Raw genomic sequence first — 16,562 nt, forward strand, 5'->3', positions numbered from 1 at the left:
TGCGACTGTGTCCCCAGAAAGTCTCGATAACATAAACAGATCGGATGCCAAGCAGGCCAGAAAGGTTCTGACATGCTGCTCACGAAACAGAGGTGCGACGGAATTGATACAGCACATGGTCGCCAAGCATCGCCAGCGGGCCTGCAAGAATACGATCTAGCGCCTCCATTCCAGCAAGCGCGCGCGGGTGATGCGAAATCCACGGCTCGGCGGAGCTTGGCGGTACTGTGACGCCGATACCCACACTCTTCTCCAACACAAACCAAGGCGCGAACGCACTTACGATCGCCGCGCGGCGATGATAGACGACCTGGAACTCTCGTTTCGCCAGCCTCGCTGGCACCTCATTTCGCCTGCATCTGCGAAGCGCAAGCTGTGGTCGACCGCGCAGTACCTCCACAAGCATTTCGCCTGGGCAAAACGTGCCGAACAATACCAGCATCGCGGGCGCTCCAGGTTTCAGGAGGCGGGCCAAACCTCGCGCCACTGGACTGAGATCAACGACGCAATTGAGCGGTGCAAAATTGGAAAAGGCACCGTCGAACAATGCGCTACCAGAGGACCGGTGCGCCGCTGCGAATGCTTCCATATCTTCCCCGGCGGCAACTTCTGCCGATGCGCCCAACGGGGCAAGCTTGGTATTCGCCAGCTGCACCATCGTGGGCGATGGATCGGTCAGAAGCACATCGAATCCACGATGGGCTAGAAATGCAGCATCTTCGCCAGTGCCACCGCCTAATTCAAAAATGCGACCACCGCTCGGAAATGCCTCTACCAGTAAGTTCCTGACGGCGCGACGTTGAGCCGTCACACTACGCCACTGGTTGAAACGCGAGTCAAAGACCGGCGCAATCGCATCGAAAGCCTGCGCGGCAGGGCGCAATGGAGCCGTCATCGTACAACTCGCTTCCTATACTGCTGCCAACGATGTAACTCCAATGCATATCGAAACCCTTCCACGATGTGAAACCGCAAACGTGAGACAACTTGATGGAGTTGCAGACGATAACGTCGACCTCGCAGAGATAAGGTCTCGTGTTTGGCTGGCTTCACGAGGGATGGTGGTAAGCGCAGAGGGAATAATGCGGTCCGAAGTGGACGCTTTGCCGGAATGCCCGCAGACACGAGTTCTTGTTGCAATAGCAGGTATAGTTTGTCTCCTGGGAACTTCTTGAGGACCGCATGGCTCCCGTACATTTCGATCCATGACACGATCGAAGGAGAAAGACCGCGGACTGTCCAGCTAGCAAACTCGTCTGGAGCGAATGGACCCATGACGTGAGTAATAAGGTAGGTAGCTACCCCGAGCCCCAATATTAAGCGAGGATCATCCTGGGCTACTGATCGAAGCTCGCCCCAAAATGCGCTATCGTCGCGGCGAGCGATCACATGACGTCGAAATTCCAGAAGGTGGGACGCACGGGAGAACTCGCTGCAAATATCCTTGTAGACGTGCATTCCTTGCCCTATGAAGAGATCTACCCTCGAAAGCACCGGCGCCTTGATTCCATAAAACTCGCGCTCCTCCGTCCGCTCAAGCATGAGCGGACGGCCTGATTGCTTGGCCTCGACATGCAGTTCCACCGACCTGCCAGGCAAGTCTTTATAGAAATCCCTTAGTGACACCACGGGTCTTTCATTGATCTTGAATTCCCAGCTTTTGCCACTCACCGCATATAGGCGGTAACCTCTTTTTTCAAGGATTTCTTTTGCCTGGATAATACATTTCTCAGAGATGAGATAGTCAAGATCAAACTGATGTCGCAGCTCCGGCCTCGTAACCGAAGTGGGGCTAAGCGAGAATCCTTTGATCATCGCATATGACAAGTTGGCTCTCTGTAGCTCCTTTTGGATCGCAGCTGATTCGGCAATCATGCCGTTGGTCCGCTGGGTGTTCTCGATCAAGTTACTGCGTAGGCGTGCAATTACTGCGGCGGGCAATAACTCCGACATTTGTAACTCCACCATGCGATCAAGGAAGTACAGGGCGAGGCCACTTATATCGAGCCAGTCTAACAATCTTCGCCACTCCTGCTTTGAAAGATGCAGGAGTGACAGACGCCGATCAGGCGGCGGATCGCAAAAGCTCAAGAGGACGGCCTCGCGTATCGACTGTTCCCTGTTCAGTGGTCTTAGCATACCCCTGGGGCTAATGGTCGAAGTCGAAGCCCCTCTGTCCAGATTCTCGGATCGGTTGCGCTGCGAGGCTTCGACACGCGATGCCAACAGATCACACCCTTCAGCTTCGGGCACACGGGTGCGAGACCACCTCTCTGTCGAGACCGAAATGATTGAACGAGTCACGATGTTTAGCCTAGGTGACTGCATAGCTCGGGTTGTCATCCCATCGTCACTGAAATGTAACCGTCTTGATAGATTCGCCCCTCCGCCCTAAGCGGCCGATGCTCTATTTAGGCAATTAACATACTTGACGCGGGTACAGCACGGGTGGGGGCTCTGGTGCAAATAACGAGGCTGATTGGAACCAATTCTCGCTTCGTCACTTGCGCACCAAAGACCACACTGCGCCTACGATCTGGAATGCAGTGCTCGCAGCACGTACCAAGGGCCAGCCGAGAGGCCACGCCATGCTCGCCTCAAATATTTGCACCAGAGCCTAGTGATAGAGGCTGGCGTCAAGCGGCTTCTAGTTGCGTGTGGAGCAGCTACCCTTCGAGTTCCCCGGACAAACTCCTGGTAGACACACCTGAGTCCCCAGATGCCTACAAGGTTGAAGCTCACACCGCGCATCGTCCCGCTCGCTCGGTGTTCAGCTCGTTCATGTAAATCTCGCAGCAGTATTCCATTGCGACTGTTGACCTCATGATCAAGAGGGCCTTCTCAGCGATTCCAGCACCAGCCTCAAACGTGGTCCAATAATCAACTGCATCGCGAATGCTTTCCTCGCCGACTATGAGTTCCAGTACCCGTATCCGTGACTCCGTTCCCTAATGCCGACTTGCCTGTCCAATGCTCTCCAGTCAATTGTCTCCTCTTCTCTCTGTCGCCTCGTTCCCACCTCCCATCGTCGCATGGAGCTTCGAGTACCAGAAGGATGGTCGCCAATTCGGACATTGCCTTCCACGCAGCAATCCCACCTGACAAACCGAAATGCCTGCAACGTAAGTTCACATCCTGATAGCGCGTGATGAGAGACCATGGCGTTCTTGACCGAGTTCAGCCAGCCAGAAAGTTCAACCAGCCAGGATTCGATGGGAAAGGAATCCCGTAGAACAAACGGCCCTTCGGCTCAAGGTGACTCCCAAACGTGCCCGCAATTTATATGAACCGGCGAAGTAGGCGGGGGCATCCAAGGGGACATCATGAGCCTAAAACTGAAATTCGGATTCCTGACTGTGCTGACTCTGGCGGCGTCGATGGCGTGGGCCGATACATTGGAGCTGAAGAACGGTAGCCTCATCAAGGGCAAGTTCCTGGGTGGCACGGATACTGAAATCAGCTTCCAGGTCGGCTCGACGGTACAGAAATATATCGTCGCGGACATCGTTTCGCTCAAGTTCGATTCGGAAGGCGCAGCAACCGCCCCGGCGCCGCAGCCGCAGAGTTCGCTTCCCGACAATCCAGAGGCGGCAGCGCCTGTCGAAGGGAGGCCGGCCAATGTCACTATCCCAGCCGGCACACGAATTTCTGTGCGCACCATCGATGCCATCGATTCCACTGAAAGCGCCGTGGGAGACCGCTTCTTGGCTTCGCTCGAAGAACCCCTGACCTGGGAAGGCATCACGGTAGTCGCGAAGGATGCCTTCGTCTATGGCCGGCTGACACAAGCGAAGGAGTCAGGAACCTTCACAGGCAGATCGCAGCTGCGGCTGGAGTTGACCGGGATCGTAGTGAATGGAAAGACGATGCCCGTCGTAACGGGAGAATATGAAGTGACCGGCAAGTCGCGCGGCGCCAGCACCGCCAGGAGAACAGCCGGCGGTGCGGCTCTTGGAGCCATCATCGGCGCCGTTGCAGACGGCGGCCAGGGAGCCGCAATCGGCGCAGGCATCGGCGCAACTGCCGGCGCATCCTCGGAAATCATCACTGGGGGCGACCAGGTAAAGGTGCCCAGTGAGACCCTTCTCAATTTCACTCTGCAGCAAGACATGTCGATACCGGTGCCTCAGAGCTAAAAAGCTCCTCTCGGACCCAAGTCAACATATCACCCCGTAGTTCCCTGAAAACCGAGTTATAGGTAAGTTCGATCGGAACCCCGGCTGCCGCCCCTGCTCTTTGGCTCGTCGTCGAGCTTCTGTTCAGCCACAGCCAGCAAACAGAACGAAGATTAGTCCTCATAAGCAAGTATTTGATCCACCCCAACCTTTGAGTTGTGGAGCTGCGGTCAAGTCTCCCAGTCTGTCGCGAATTGTTGCCATACGCCGGTTACGGCCGTTCTGGGGTCCGTGCCGATTCGATGGCCAACGTCGCCTGAATCCTTAAGCGAGCTTTCTGTTCCGTTGCTCCCAATAGGGGGCACCTCACGAAGATCGTAATGCTGTACGTCGTGTTCAGAATATATCTCCGGCGGTGCGATGCTCGCGATCAGAATTTTTTGACGATCTGCAGGCCAAAAGGCATGAACTCCGGCTTTCGCGGCAGTGAGTCTCCGGAAGGGTCTTTGAAGTCGGGACCGACCGACATGCCGATGCCCATCTGGATCATCACGTGGCCGCCGTCGACAGGCACAGTGAAGGCGGGGCCGTAGAGTTTCATGTTGGAGTCCTTGCTTACTTCGATGGAGCGCAGCGGGCTGAGCACGCATTGGTTGACGGTGACGGGGGTCTGGGCCGCGGTTTTTCGGATCTGTCGTTCCGTGGCTTTTCCGGCATTGGCCTGGAGTTGCTCCCACCATTTGTCGTTGCCTTTAGGGGGGCGGAGATAACGCCTCAGTTCGGGCATGATGACTTCGCGCACGAATTTCTCCTGTTCGGCGGGCGTTTGTAAGGCTTTCATGGCCAGGACCTGCTCGGCGACATGCCGAGTTACCATGGTGGCGAGAACGATGGCTTCCATCTGGTACTTGTTGGATTTGTAATCCTTGGCCATGGCGGGGTGCGACTTGGGGTCAGCCTTGGCGATCTCCTCGTTGGCTGCGGCATCGGGAACGCCTGCGGTTTGCTCATTACTGATGGAGGCGATGATTTTGAGCAGAGAGACGTTGTCGCCTGGGGGAACACTGCCGGTGATCAGCGTATCGCCGTGAGATGTGTCTCCATGCGTGAGCTCGACGAAATTGGAGTGAGCAAAGAAATCCTCAATGGCATGGAAGGCGCTGCCGACATGCTCAAAGGAGCTTTCCTTGGGTAATTCCTGAACAAACGCGAGGAACTCCTCCTGGATGTGCTGCAAGGGATCTTTGGGGACCACTCCGGGTTTTGGGTCTCTGGATTGGAACTTTTGCAGCTTCTCATTCCATTCAAAATTGTCGAAGTGGTCGTAGTCGTGATAGCCGCCGTACGTGTTTGAATTGCACATCAACAGCAAGTTCATGACAGCCGGTGCCTGGCTGTAGTCTCGGGCGGTGTTGCCTCTGTGGATGGCTTCAATCTCCGCCGGTTTCATTCCAGCGAGAGTGGCGGCGACTTGGTCGATGATGTTGTGAGTGTCATCTCCGAATCGGAAGATTTTATCCGGCAGCGGGGCCTGCTGCTGTTGGACAACATGAGCAAGTTCGTGGGCGAGGAGGTGTTTGCCGCGATCGGTGCCAGGGGAGTACTGACCAGGGGCAAACGCGATGTCCGCGCCGGAGGTGTACGCGAGTGCCTGGATCGATCGGGAGGATACTGCGGCCTTGGCATCGGTGTGCACACGGACGTGGGTAAAATCCTGGCCAAATCGCGACTCCATAAAGGAGCGGGTGTCGGTATCGAGCGGGTGACCACCTGAGTACAATGCTTCCTGCACAAGAGGCGGCGCCGTGGAGTTGGCCGGAGGGGCAGTGACGGACTTCCTTTGTAACTTCCCGGCAGTTGCGTTGCGTGCCTCGTTGCGGCAGTCGGAACAGATTCCGCCACAGGCACATTGCCGCTGAATTCGGGGGGCATTGCTAGCCGGAGTCAGAGCGAGAGACGGGCGCATGCTCATCACCCGTGCAGCGACACGGTCAGCTTCCTGTTCGAAAGCGTCGCCCGGTTGGTTGATGGACAGCTTTGCCTGCAGGATAGGATGGGCAACGGAATGGATAGGAATCCGGCTAGGATTCCATGCCGGGCGGAAATATAGCTGTCGCTCGGATGATGGTTGCGGTCCTGCAAGGCCACTCCGCTTAGCCTGCAGAGTTCCCGGACATAAGCGTTGTTGCGTCACCGCGCTTTTCCTGCCGAGCGGGGCAGCTATCAATAAATCGGCGCCAGCTGAGGATAGCGGCTGCTTTGGCACGAATGCCCGCATGGTGCTGTCCTTTGCGAGGTCGGGACAACCCCGCTTTTGGGATGAACCTTTGTACCACACCCTGATGCTGATTGAGCGATGCGTCGAGAGTGGTGATTTTCGTGAGCGTTCAAGACGTTTGTTGGCGGAAAGCTTCAGGCAATCCACTTGCATCATTCGCGATAGTTCGACCTCCGCGCAACCTGACTCTCTTTTCTGGTCCCCGGACATGATCTATTCGCCTTCCGTCGACTCGCGGCAATCGTAGAAGGTCTCGCCGTGCTCTATCAACCGGTCGCAGCAAGACTGCAATGCGCGTTAGTAAAGAATCAAGATTGGGAGCTGGAATTGACTTTATCGATCAGCACCCTTCTCGATGAGCCCAGTCGTGTCCGGGATTGCTGGGTGGGGCGGAGAACGGCAGCCATTAACCATTTTCTCGGCTCCCGGCTCGAACGCGGCATGGGTCACGCTGCGACTCACGTTTGGCTATAAGCCGCGAAGTGGTGCGACAATAATAGTCCCAAACCCCTAAGCGCGGCTCTCGCGTCTCGTAGGCGGATGGCGACAACAAACAGTGGGTAAGCATGTCGCCGTGCGGTCCTAGTATTTCGCGGAATGAATGCCGAGGCCGGGATAATCAACGTGCGGCATGGGTGGCTGCAGACAGGAAGCACCGGCGGTTTCAAGCTTGTAGGCGAGTTGCGGGGTGCGACCGTCACAAATCGACACCGTGAAAGAGATGTGATAGTGAAAGCACATCGCAAACATATCCTCTTGGCAGCGTTGGTTCTGGTGGCGGCGTTGTGTTCCTCGCTGGCCTTTGCTCAGGAAGAAACCGCGGTATTGAATGGCCAGATCACGGATCATGACGGCCTTGCGGTGGCCGAAGTCAAGGTGCAGGCGCTCAATACAGGAACCAACGTTTCGTACATGGCGGATACAAACGAGACCGGCCGCTACAATTTTCCAACTCTCCCAGTAGGCAGGTACAGCGTTACTGCGACGAAAGATGGGTTCCAGCAGGCGGTAGAACCGGGGGTGGAGCTTCACGTTGCCGATGTCATTCGCTTAAATTTATCGCTACAGATTGGCTCGGTGACTCAAAGGGTGACCGTAGAAGGCGGAGCGCCTCTGGTAGAAACGACGAGCAGCGAGATCGGTGGATTGGTAAACAGTAGACAGATCGGAGACCTGCCGTTAAATGGTCGCAACTACATTGACCTCAGCCTGCTGCAGGCAGGGGTAACGGATAGCCTGAATAGTACTGGCACAAACGGATTTGGAGGAATGACGGGCACAGTTTATAGCTCCAATGGGGCGCCTGTTATATCCAATAACTTCCTATTAGACGGGACTCAGATCACAAATCAGTCGAATTGGGGTACTGCCAGTTTCGCCGGAACGACGCTGGGTGTGGATGGTATTCAGGAATACAAGGTGTTGACGAGCGCTTATGACGCCTCGTATGGGATGGCCATGGGCAGCGAGATGGTGATAATCAGCAAGGGCGGCGCTAACCAATATCACGGGGACGTCTTCGAATATCTGCGCAATAGCTCCCTCAATGCGCGAAATTTCTTTGATGGCACAAAGACTCCACACCTGGAGAAGAATAATTTTGGGGCTTCGTCTGGCGGACCAATCAGGAAGGACAAAACCTTTTTCTATGCGGTGTACGAGGGATTACAGGAAAATCTCGGGTTTACGGCAAATGACCTGGTGCCTGCGGCCGGCTGCCATGGTGCGGCGGGCGCAATGATAACCGAAGCTGCTTGCCCCACACTCGATCTCGCACCGGGCAGCTCTGTGACAATCGCCAATGCCGACATTGCAGCAATGCTGTCGCTCTATCCGAATCCAAACAATGGTGCCAATGGCTACTTATTCGGCCCATCTACGAAGGTCGGAGTGAATTATGGACAGTTTCGATTCGACCAGAGCTTCTCATCATCCGATTCCTTTTTTGCCCGGTATACGATCGATTCAGCCAAGATAAACTCAGCGAACAATCAAGGCATGTCTATCTCCTCAGGCACGGCGTTCCCCCAATTCCGAGGTGGTGGGTACGATCTCGATCAGTTCATAACTCTTTCCGAGACACACGCAATCTCTCCGAGTATCTCGAACACAACGCGGCTTGCCTTCAGCCGGACCCATTTCGGTAGTTTCCCGATCAATGTGGGCTCGCTGCCCGCAGGGATTGAGCCGATCATAACGGGACGCCCGTTTGGTTCTTTCTCAATTACGAACCTTACGCCTGTTGGCATCGGCAGGCTGGTGGGTCCGCCAGATTCTCTTCACCTCCAGAACATTTATTCTTTCGGCGATGACCTGTACTATCAACGGGGAAAGCACAGCCTGCGATTCGGGACACTCCTGAACAGGTTCAATGAAGCACTTACAGTGCCGATAAACGCCCCAGGCAATGCGTCCTACTCCAGTTTCGCCAATTTTTTGCGAGGAATACCTCTAACGTACGGAGGCCCCCTTACCGGATCGGATGTTAACCGCTATTTCCTATTCAACACGTTGGGGTTCTACGCACAAGACGATTACCGCATAACCTCGCGTTTTACAGTGAACATAGGACTGCGGTATGAGTTCATGACCACGCCTCGGGAGGCAGATGGAAGGCAATACGCGATTCGAAATCTAACAACCGACTTCACGGTTTTACCCGGTGGCGAGTTAGCCGCCTGGATTCCAGGGCCAGTCATGCGTAACGGAACATACTGGAACTTCAGTCCTCGGTTCGGATTTACCTGGGATGTCTTCGGAGACGGCAGAACGGCGATTCGGGGCGGCGGTGGCATCTATTACGACGTCGGCAATTTGGGCGGCGCATTCGTCAACGAAGCCGACGGGTCTTACCCTGCGATTATATATACCGCTACGAATCCGGCGAACGCCGTTGTTACATTCCCAATAACGCCTCCAACTGTGGATTCAGTCCTCAGCAGCAATCGGGCGAACAGCGCAGTTACTGTCTACTATGGGGCCGGCCAGCCATACAATATCCAATACAATCTGATTGTTCAGCGCCAATTGACAAGAAACACAGCAGTCAGTGTTGCTTATGTCGGGACGCGCGGCGTGCACCTCTGGCAGCAACTCGAAGGAAATCCTACGATCCCGACAGCCATTATGAACGGAGTTCAGTATTGGTCTGATGCCGTTCCCCTCTGCCAGACTGGCGCCATCCCGACGTGCCGTATCAATCCAAATTTTGGATCGGTCAATACGAACAATACGGTCGGGGTTTCGCATTACGATTCGTTGCAGGTGGTGGTCAACAAACGTTTGAGGAGCGGTTTGGAAGCGCAGGCGACCTATACCTATGGTCATTCCCTGGACACACCGATAGGGCAACTTATCGCCGCCGATTGTGCAGGGGCTCCAGGAATGGACGTCGGCGTGAGTTCAAATACCAGTGCGTACGATTACGGACCGTCCTGCTTTGACGCTCGTCATAATTTTCGTATGAGTCTTCTGTACTACTTCCCGAAGCTCGAGTCGAACGGCCTGGTCTCAAAGCTTGTCAACGGCTGGTGGATGGGCAACATCGTCGCTCTCCAGAGCGGGTTTCCGTTTACGCCGATTCTGGCGACCAACCGGTCCAATTCGGGCAATCTCAGCACCATGCCGGATCGCGTCGACCTCAACACTCAAGCCATAACACAAGGGACGGTATTGACGAATGCTGAAGGCGGCGCTTATGTGGCTGCCACGAGCTTCATTCCGTACAATCCCCACAGGGTCATCACTGGAAATCCAAATCAGTGGTTCAATCCCAACATGTTCCATATGCAGCCGATGGTGCCATGCCCAAATAATGCGGCGCTTACCTGCGGGACTCTGGGGGATGCTGCGCGCGGGATTTTGCGCGGGCCAGATTTGGGGGAATGGGATTTTTCGCTCGTTAAAGACACAGCATTTCAGCTGTTGGGTAAACAAGGATCCATTCAATTCCGCACCGAAATCTTCAATATCCTGAACCACACCAACCTCGGCATGCCGACGTCCGCAACGGTATTCAATGGGGCCACCTCTGTTCTGGGGGCGTACCAGCAAGCACCGCTCGCGGGAGTGGGGCAGATCACTACAACCGCGACGACATCACGACAGATTCAGTTCGCGCTGAAGCTGATTTTTTAGTATAAAGATTCAATCGCCGGGAATATCGGGTGACCAATTGCAAGAGCCGGCCCCCTTTCATCGGAGTTGAGAGTGTCCAGACTCAATCAAATTCTGTCGCTCAAGCCGTCTCGGACTTGGAGCTACGGGTTTGCTGTTCTCTTGATTGCTTCAACACTGATCATTTCACGATGGGCGGCTCCGCATATAGGTTTTCCGGGAACACTGTTTCTCTGCGTCGTCATGTTGAGTGGGTGGTACGGCGGAGTCGGACCAGGCTTGCTCGCGACGACGCTCTCCTCTCTCGTGTTCCATTATTACTTCCTGCATCCGAACTATTCGTTGGGGCCAAAGCCCCCGGAATTGCCCCGACTTTTAATGTATATTGTGTCAAATCTTCTAATTGGATTCCTGAGTGCTGCGCAAAGGAACGCCAAAGAATCGCTTAGGCGCGCGCGTGATGACCTGAAACGTACTGTGCAGGATCTCGAGAATACCAACGAGGCACTTTATGCGGAGAGCCGTGAGCGCAAGCAAACCGAGGCGGCCTTTCGGCAGTCCCAGGCGGATCTGGCACGCGCCAGCCGTATAAGCAGCATGGGAGAACTGACTGCCTCGCTCGCGCACGAAGTCAATCAACCGATTACGGCAGGCATCGCGAACGCCAACGCATGCTTGCGCTGGCTATCCCGCGATCAACCTGATTTGGAGGAGGCGCGCGCGGCTGCGTTAAGATTCGTACAAAACGGAACGCGTGCGGGAGACATCGTCAACCGAGCCCGCTTGCTTTTCACGAAGGATAGTCTGCAACGGGAATTTGTCGATCTCAACGAGATTATTCGAGAAATGGTGCTTCTCCTGCATAGCGAGGCAACACAATTCGCCGTATCCGCCCGGACAGAACTCGCTGCAGACCTCCCTCAGGTGGTGGGAGATCGCGTGCAGCTGCAACAGGTGTTGATGAATCTCATGATGAACAGCATCGACGCGATGAAGAATGTGAATGGGACGCACGAACTCACTGTCCAGTCGCAGCGCGGTGAGGATGGCCAGGTATTGATCTCGGTCACCGATACCGGCGTCGGGCTTCCGCCGAGGCAGGAAGACAAGATCTTTGATGCATTCTTTACCACCAAGCCTCACGGCACGGGCATAGGATTGCGGATCAGCCGTTCCATTGTTGGAGCGCATGGGGGACACTTGTGGGCTGCTGACCACCCTCCGCGCGGCGCACGGTTTTCTTTCACACTGCCGATCAGCGGCGGGACAGGCGACTCAGCTGATTCAGGAGATCGCACTGGAACCGCTGACGGAACGCAAATCCCCTGAACTATCTGAAGCAACTGCGCGTGCTTGCAATACGGTTAGTAACGGGAAACGCCGCAGCGTCAGAGAGACTTGAAGGTCCTGGCGCGACGTTAACTCACTACATTCCAGTCACGATGCCGACAGATGAGTACCGATCCGTTAATCTATGCGTGACTCGGCGAAATGCATTTACTTGGCTTTGGCTCACTTTTGGACTTCTCCATAAACACGTAAATACCGGCCTAGCCGATACGATACTGACCGCCGTCTACGACAATTGCCTGCCCGGTAATGAATGCCGCATCATCGGTTGTCAAAAATAGAACTGCGCCAGTTACATCCTCGGGTTCGCCGAGCCGCTTGATGGCTTGCTGTTCCCAGGTGGAGCGCTTTTGCTCCTCGGACTGAGGCACGGTTGCGAGCGTGTTAATTAGACCAGGCAACACTGCATTCGCGGTAATACCATCGTTTGCAACATCATTCGCCAGACCCCGCATGAATCCAATAATTCCCATCTTTGAGGCGATGTAGTGGCTCATGCCTGCTATGGCTAATCCGACCATGTTTGAAGATATGCCGACGAAGCGGCCCCACCTCTTCTTCCTCATGGCTGGCAAGAAGTATTTCGCGCTCAAGAAGTGCGAGTCGAGATTAGTAGCCATCGTCTTTCGCCACGTCGGCAGATCGAGTTCTTCGATATGGCGGTTCGGGAAATAACCCGCGTTATTCACTACGATATCTACCTCGCCCACTTCCAGGCTCTTGAGGGATGCCGAACGCCAATCCTCTTCCCGAGTCACATCAAGTTGAAGCGCGGTTGCCGTGGGGCCAATCTTCCTTGCGGTCTCGTGCGGCTGTTTGAGGTCGGTCGCGATCACTCGTGCGCCTCGTTCCGCCAGTGCCAATGCGATCGCTTGGCCGATGCCTTGGCCGGCGCCGGTGACCAACGCTACGTGCCCCTCGTGTGTTCTTATTGAGGTTTGCATCTGGCCGTGCTCCCAAGCGGTTGCATTTCAGTTGTAACATGGACCTTCTTTCCGTCCCTGAACTTTCTTTGCACGGTTACGAAGATACGCGAGGACATTAGGTGCGTGACGGACTTCGGCCCGGGATAGAAGAACTTCGGTATACCACGGACCTAGCTTCATGAGCGGTTGACTCCCGATAGCGAGGAGTTCGGGACCCTTCTGAGCGGAGAATCGGCTTTGGAAGTTTAGACCTCTATTGTTGAGTTAACAGACCCTAGCGCTCATTGAACTCCGGTGGCGGCTTCTTGTAAATGAGTATTACTCACTTGCGGCCTGAAAATGAGATATTATTTGACCGGTAATATCAGGCGGATTCACTACGGGCGCAGTTTTCCCTGGAGCGTGGCGCCATGAGGTCACACTTCCAACACATCCGAAGGCCTCTCTGGTCAGCCAGGAAAAATCACAAGCTGAAACTGCTTGCATTCTTGGTTTTAGGCGGGTGTGCGCTCGTGCAAGGCTGGTTGCTTGCACAGTCCTCTACTGCTGAAAGCCCGGAATTGGTGGTGCAGACGGGGCACAGCTCGGATATAACTGCTGTGGCCTTCAGTTCCGACGGCAACTGGCTGGCTTCAGCGAGCAACGATAAGACCCTGAAGCTGTGGGATGTTGCGAACGGACGGGAAGTTCGAACGCTGAGCGGTCATTCCGATTCGGTCACGAGCGTGGTTTTTAGTCCGGATGGCCGGTTGCTGGCTTCCGGTAGCGCGGACATGACGGTAAAAGTGTGGGATGTTACGACTGGTCGCGAACTGCGCTCCATAGGCGGCCACACGGATATACCCAGAGTTCTTTCCTTCAGCCCGGATGGACGATCGCTCGCCTCCGACGCCTACCTTGAAAGCGAACTAACAATCTCGGATGTTGCGACAGGACAGACGGTACGCAAGCTCGAGCTCAATGACCATCACCAGGCTGTTCTCAGCCCGGATTGGCGATGGCTCGCGACGACGACCTACACACCATCCATCACAATCTGGAATTTCTCATCAGGGGAACGAGTCAAGAGTCTCGAGGGTCATGAGGAGATTGTTTCAGCAATGGCTTTTAGCGCGGATGGGCGCTGGCTGGCGACCGGCAGTGCGGATCAGGTAGCGAAAGTATGGGATGTCACGGCAGGCCGTGAGGTCTGCTCCGTGCGAAGAACCCGGACTCAAAGCATCATGATCGGCGGATTCTCCGGCTTGGCGTTGAGCCCGGATGGGCGTCGATTGGCCACGGCCAGTCTGCCAGAAGACGGCAACACGATCAGCATCTGGGATGTTGCGACGGGGCGCGTGCTGCAGACTTTGTCGGGCCACACCGGACAGGCCAACGCGGTAGCGTTCAATCCCGACGGAAAGCTCGTGGCTTCAGGCGGCTTGGACATGACAGTGAGGCTCTGGGATGCCGACACCGGGCTTGAGGCGCACACAGTAACCGGGCTTGGCTGGATCAATGTCGTGGCTTTCAGTCCGGACGGGCGCCTGTTTGCCACCGGTTCAGGACTTGATACTGCTGCGCGGGCCGTGACGAATAAGACGAGCCATAATTCCCCACCCGGAAATCGCGCGGGCACGCTGCCTACGTCGATCGTGAGCGTGTGGGAAGTTGCAACCGGCAGGAGGGTGAGTGCATTCACGCAACAGAAAGCCGGGGTTGACGTCTTGAAGTTTAGCCCGGACGGGCGCCGGTTGAGTGCCGAAATCGGGTCGCACATCAAGAGCTGGGACCTCGCCAGTGGCCGTGAGTTCGGGAACGTGAAGGGCGGCCATTTTGCCTATAGCGCCGATGGGCGCTGGCTGATTGTAGGAGCAGAGAAAAGCGTTAAGTTGGTAGACAATGCCACTGGACGCGAAGCAGGAGCCTTCCCGGTAGACTACATTCCGAACACAGTCGATCTTGTTGACGATGTCGCCCCCAGCCCTGATGGCCGATTGGTCGCCGCCGCGATCAGCTGGATTTCCAAAAAATCGAAACCGGAGAACCAGTTTGAGAGCGAGATCCAGGTGTGGGACATGGGCACACGAAAACTGGTAGCCGCTCTGCGGGGATACGAGAGAACAATTTCAGCCATCGCATTCAGCCCCGACAGCAAGCGGATGGCAGCAGTCGGCCAGGACGATAAGGCGATGTTGTGGGAGATCGGTTCAACTGACCCTGCACAGAGCTTTGATGTACCTACTCTGGCCAGTTTTCAATCGGGTATCGCGTTCAGCCCCGACGGGCGATGGCTGGCTGCGGGAGCCGCCGACAACAGCGTGGCGCTGTGGGATCTCTCTGCGGGAAATAAGAACTTTCGTCTCAGTGGACACACCGGGAGTGTGAGTGGCGTCGCTTTCAGTCCCGACAGTTCCTGGCTGATCTCGGGCAGCGCGGATGGTTCCACCCGCATATGGGACACCCGAACGCAACAGGAGCGTCTTACGCTGCTTTCTCTTTCCAATGGGAAAGACTGGCTGGCAGTTGCGCCTGACGGTCTCTTCGACGGCACCGCCGATGCGATGCAGGAGATAGCGTGGCGCGGAGGCGGCGACAACGCTACGGTGACTCCGCTGGCTAGCTTCTTTACGGACTTTTATCACCCTGGGCTGCTCGCCGACAGTTTGACTGACCATCCTCCACGCGCCCAGGTGGATATCGCGACGGCACTTCAGCTCCCCGGACTTCGCAGCCTGCTGGCGCAGAAGCTTGCACGTGTTGAGGTTCGCGACGGACAGCCAATCGTATGCTTCGAACAGCTTCCAGCGGTGGCTGTTCAGGCGCCGGCGGATGCTGGACCGGATCTGCCCGCTGAAGTCAATGGTTTCCGGGTGGTTCCGGACGATCATGCGTGTAAGTACCAAAAGGAATTGCCGATTGGAGCCGGCAGCACGAGCCAGATGACCCAGCTTCAGAATTGGAAGCCCGAGACGTTTGCAACCCCATGGGACGGCAAGCAATCTGCAACATCCCAGTCGACGCTTCATGTCATGACCGTGGGAGTGGGCGAGTATCCTGCGGAATCAGGATTCGATGTGCTGCCATATGCCGTGAGCAGCGCCAAGGCGATCGAGGACTTCTTTATCAGCCAAAGCAGCAACAGGAGGAAACCTTACGCACAGGTTAGGGTGTGGCCAGGATTGTTCGACAAGTCCGCTACCCGGAAAGCCCTGCGGGACCAACTGGCGGAGATTGCAGGAAGTATGGGCGACAACGATGTTGTCCTGCTCTATTTCGCAGGTCACGGCGTTGCGCCGTTGGGAGAGGAGATGTTTTACTTCGTGCCATATGACGGCCGGAGGATCGATATACGGAACACAGGGTTGAATACTGCGGCCCTTGCCGAGGCATTGCGCAACATGCCTGCTAGAAGGATTGTATTGATGATTGACGCGTGCCAATCCGGGGGAGCTGTGGAGGCGCTCGGCAAGATTGGGGAGATTAAGGCGCGAGTTGAAGAACAGCGTGCGCATCTCGAACAAGGACAGGTCGAGTCTCGCGAAAGCGGAGTTGGCGTGCACATTATTGCCGCGACTCTGCCTCTGCAATACGCGGTGCAGATACGCTCGAACCAAAGCGCCCTGGCGGCCACCATCCTGGACATATTGAAGGCAAGTCCGGGACAGGAAACAGTGAGCCAGCTGATCGCGAATCTGAAGGATCGTCTGCCGGACCAATCGGAAAAGGCGGTTGGCTATCGCCAAGTCCCTCTTACAGAATCTGTTGGTTTGGACTTTGCCTTAAGTGCAAACTGAG

Annotated in this window: 8 protein-coding genes and 1 pseudogene; 5 read left to right on the forward strand and 4 right to left on the reverse strand. The window is 55.7% G+C overall.

From position 1 onward, the window contains the following. Positions 1 to 79 precede the first annotated feature (79 nt). Positions 80 to 895 (reverse strand): class I SAM-dependent methyltransferase, encoded by an 816-nt coding sequence (locus OHL23_RS23855; protein WP_263354540.1) that lies wholly within the window; start codon positions 893 to 895, stop codon positions 80 to 82. Next, the gene (locus tag OHL23_RS23860) at positions 892 to 2,139 is read right to left on the reverse strand and encodes a nucleotidyltransferase family protein (RefSeq protein ID WP_263354796.1); all 1,248 of its coding nucleotides are present in this window, start codon (positions 2,137 to 2,139) and stop codon (positions 892 to 894) included. The genes OHL23_RS23855 and OHL23_RS23860 overlap by 4 nt, the downstream gene beginning before the upstream one ends. 1,184 nt (positions 2,140 to 3,323) lie before the next feature. Between OHL23_RS23860 and OHL23_RS23865 the strand changes: the two genes are divergently transcribed. Beyond that, a complete protein-coding gene (locus tag OHL23_RS23865; protein WP_263354541.1) occupies positions 3,324 to 4,136 on the forward strand; it encodes a YMGG-like glycine zipper-containing protein in 813 nt (270 codons plus the stop codon). A 409-nt stretch (positions 4,137 to 4,545) separates the two neighbouring features. Here the strand turns inward: OHL23_RS23865 and OHL23_RS23870 are convergent, their stop codons facing one another. Continuing rightward, positions 4,546 to 5,907: an eCIS core domain-containing protein gene (locus OHL23_RS23870; RefSeq protein ID WP_263354542.1), complete on the reverse strand. Its 1,362-nt coding sequence runs from the start codon at positions 5,905 to 5,907 to the stop codon at positions 4,546 to 4,548. Positions 5,908 to 7,122: 1,215 nt separating this feature from the next. Here OHL23_RS23870 and OHL23_RS23875 point away from each other — a divergent pair. From OHL23_RS23875 to OHL23_RS23880, 3 genes and pseudogenes are all read left to right on the forward strand, one after another. Continuing rightward, positions 7,123 to 10,530 (forward strand): TonB-dependent receptor, encoded by a 3,408-nt coding sequence (locus tag OHL23_RS23875; RefSeq protein WP_263354543.1) that lies wholly within the window; start codon positions 7,123 to 7,125, stop codon positions 10,528 to 10,530. Positions 10,531 to 10,602: 72 nt separating this feature from the next. Next, positions 10,603 to 10,950, forward strand: a pseudogene (locus OHL23_RS29030) (DUF4118 domain-containing protein); the annotation flags it as partial. 36 nt (positions 10,951 to 10,986) lie between these two features. Then, the gene (locus OHL23_RS23880; protein ID WP_263354544.1) at positions 10,987 to 11,838 is read left to right on the forward strand and encodes a sensor histidine kinase; all 852 of its coding nucleotides are present in this window, start codon (positions 10,987 to 10,989) and stop codon (positions 11,836 to 11,838) included. A 221-nt stretch (positions 11,839 to 12,059) separates the two neighbouring features. On the opposite strand, the gene OHL23_RS23885 is transcribed toward OHL23_RS23880, so the two are convergent. Beyond that, complete coding sequence (locus OHL23_RS23885; protein ID WP_263354545.1) at positions 12,060 to 12,803, reverse strand: SDR family NAD(P)-dependent oxidoreductase; 744 nt, start codon at positions 12,801 to 12,803, stop codon at positions 12,060 to 12,062. Positions 12,804 to 13,297: 494 nt separating this feature from the next. Between OHL23_RS23885 and OHL23_RS23890 the strand changes: the two genes are divergently transcribed. After that, the gene (locus OHL23_RS23890; protein ID WP_263354546.1) at positions 13,298 to 16,561 is read left to right on the forward strand and encodes a WD40 domain-containing protein; all 3,264 of its coding nucleotides are present in this window, start codon (positions 13,298 to 13,300) and stop codon (positions 16,559 to 16,561) included. Position 16,562: the final 1 nt, after the last annotated feature.

The sequence above is a fragment of the Acidicapsa acidisoli genome (assembly GCF_025685625.1).
Taxonomy (GTDB): Bacteria; Acidobacteriota; Terriglobia; order Terriglobales; family Acidobacteriaceae; genus Acidicapsa; species Acidicapsa acidisoli.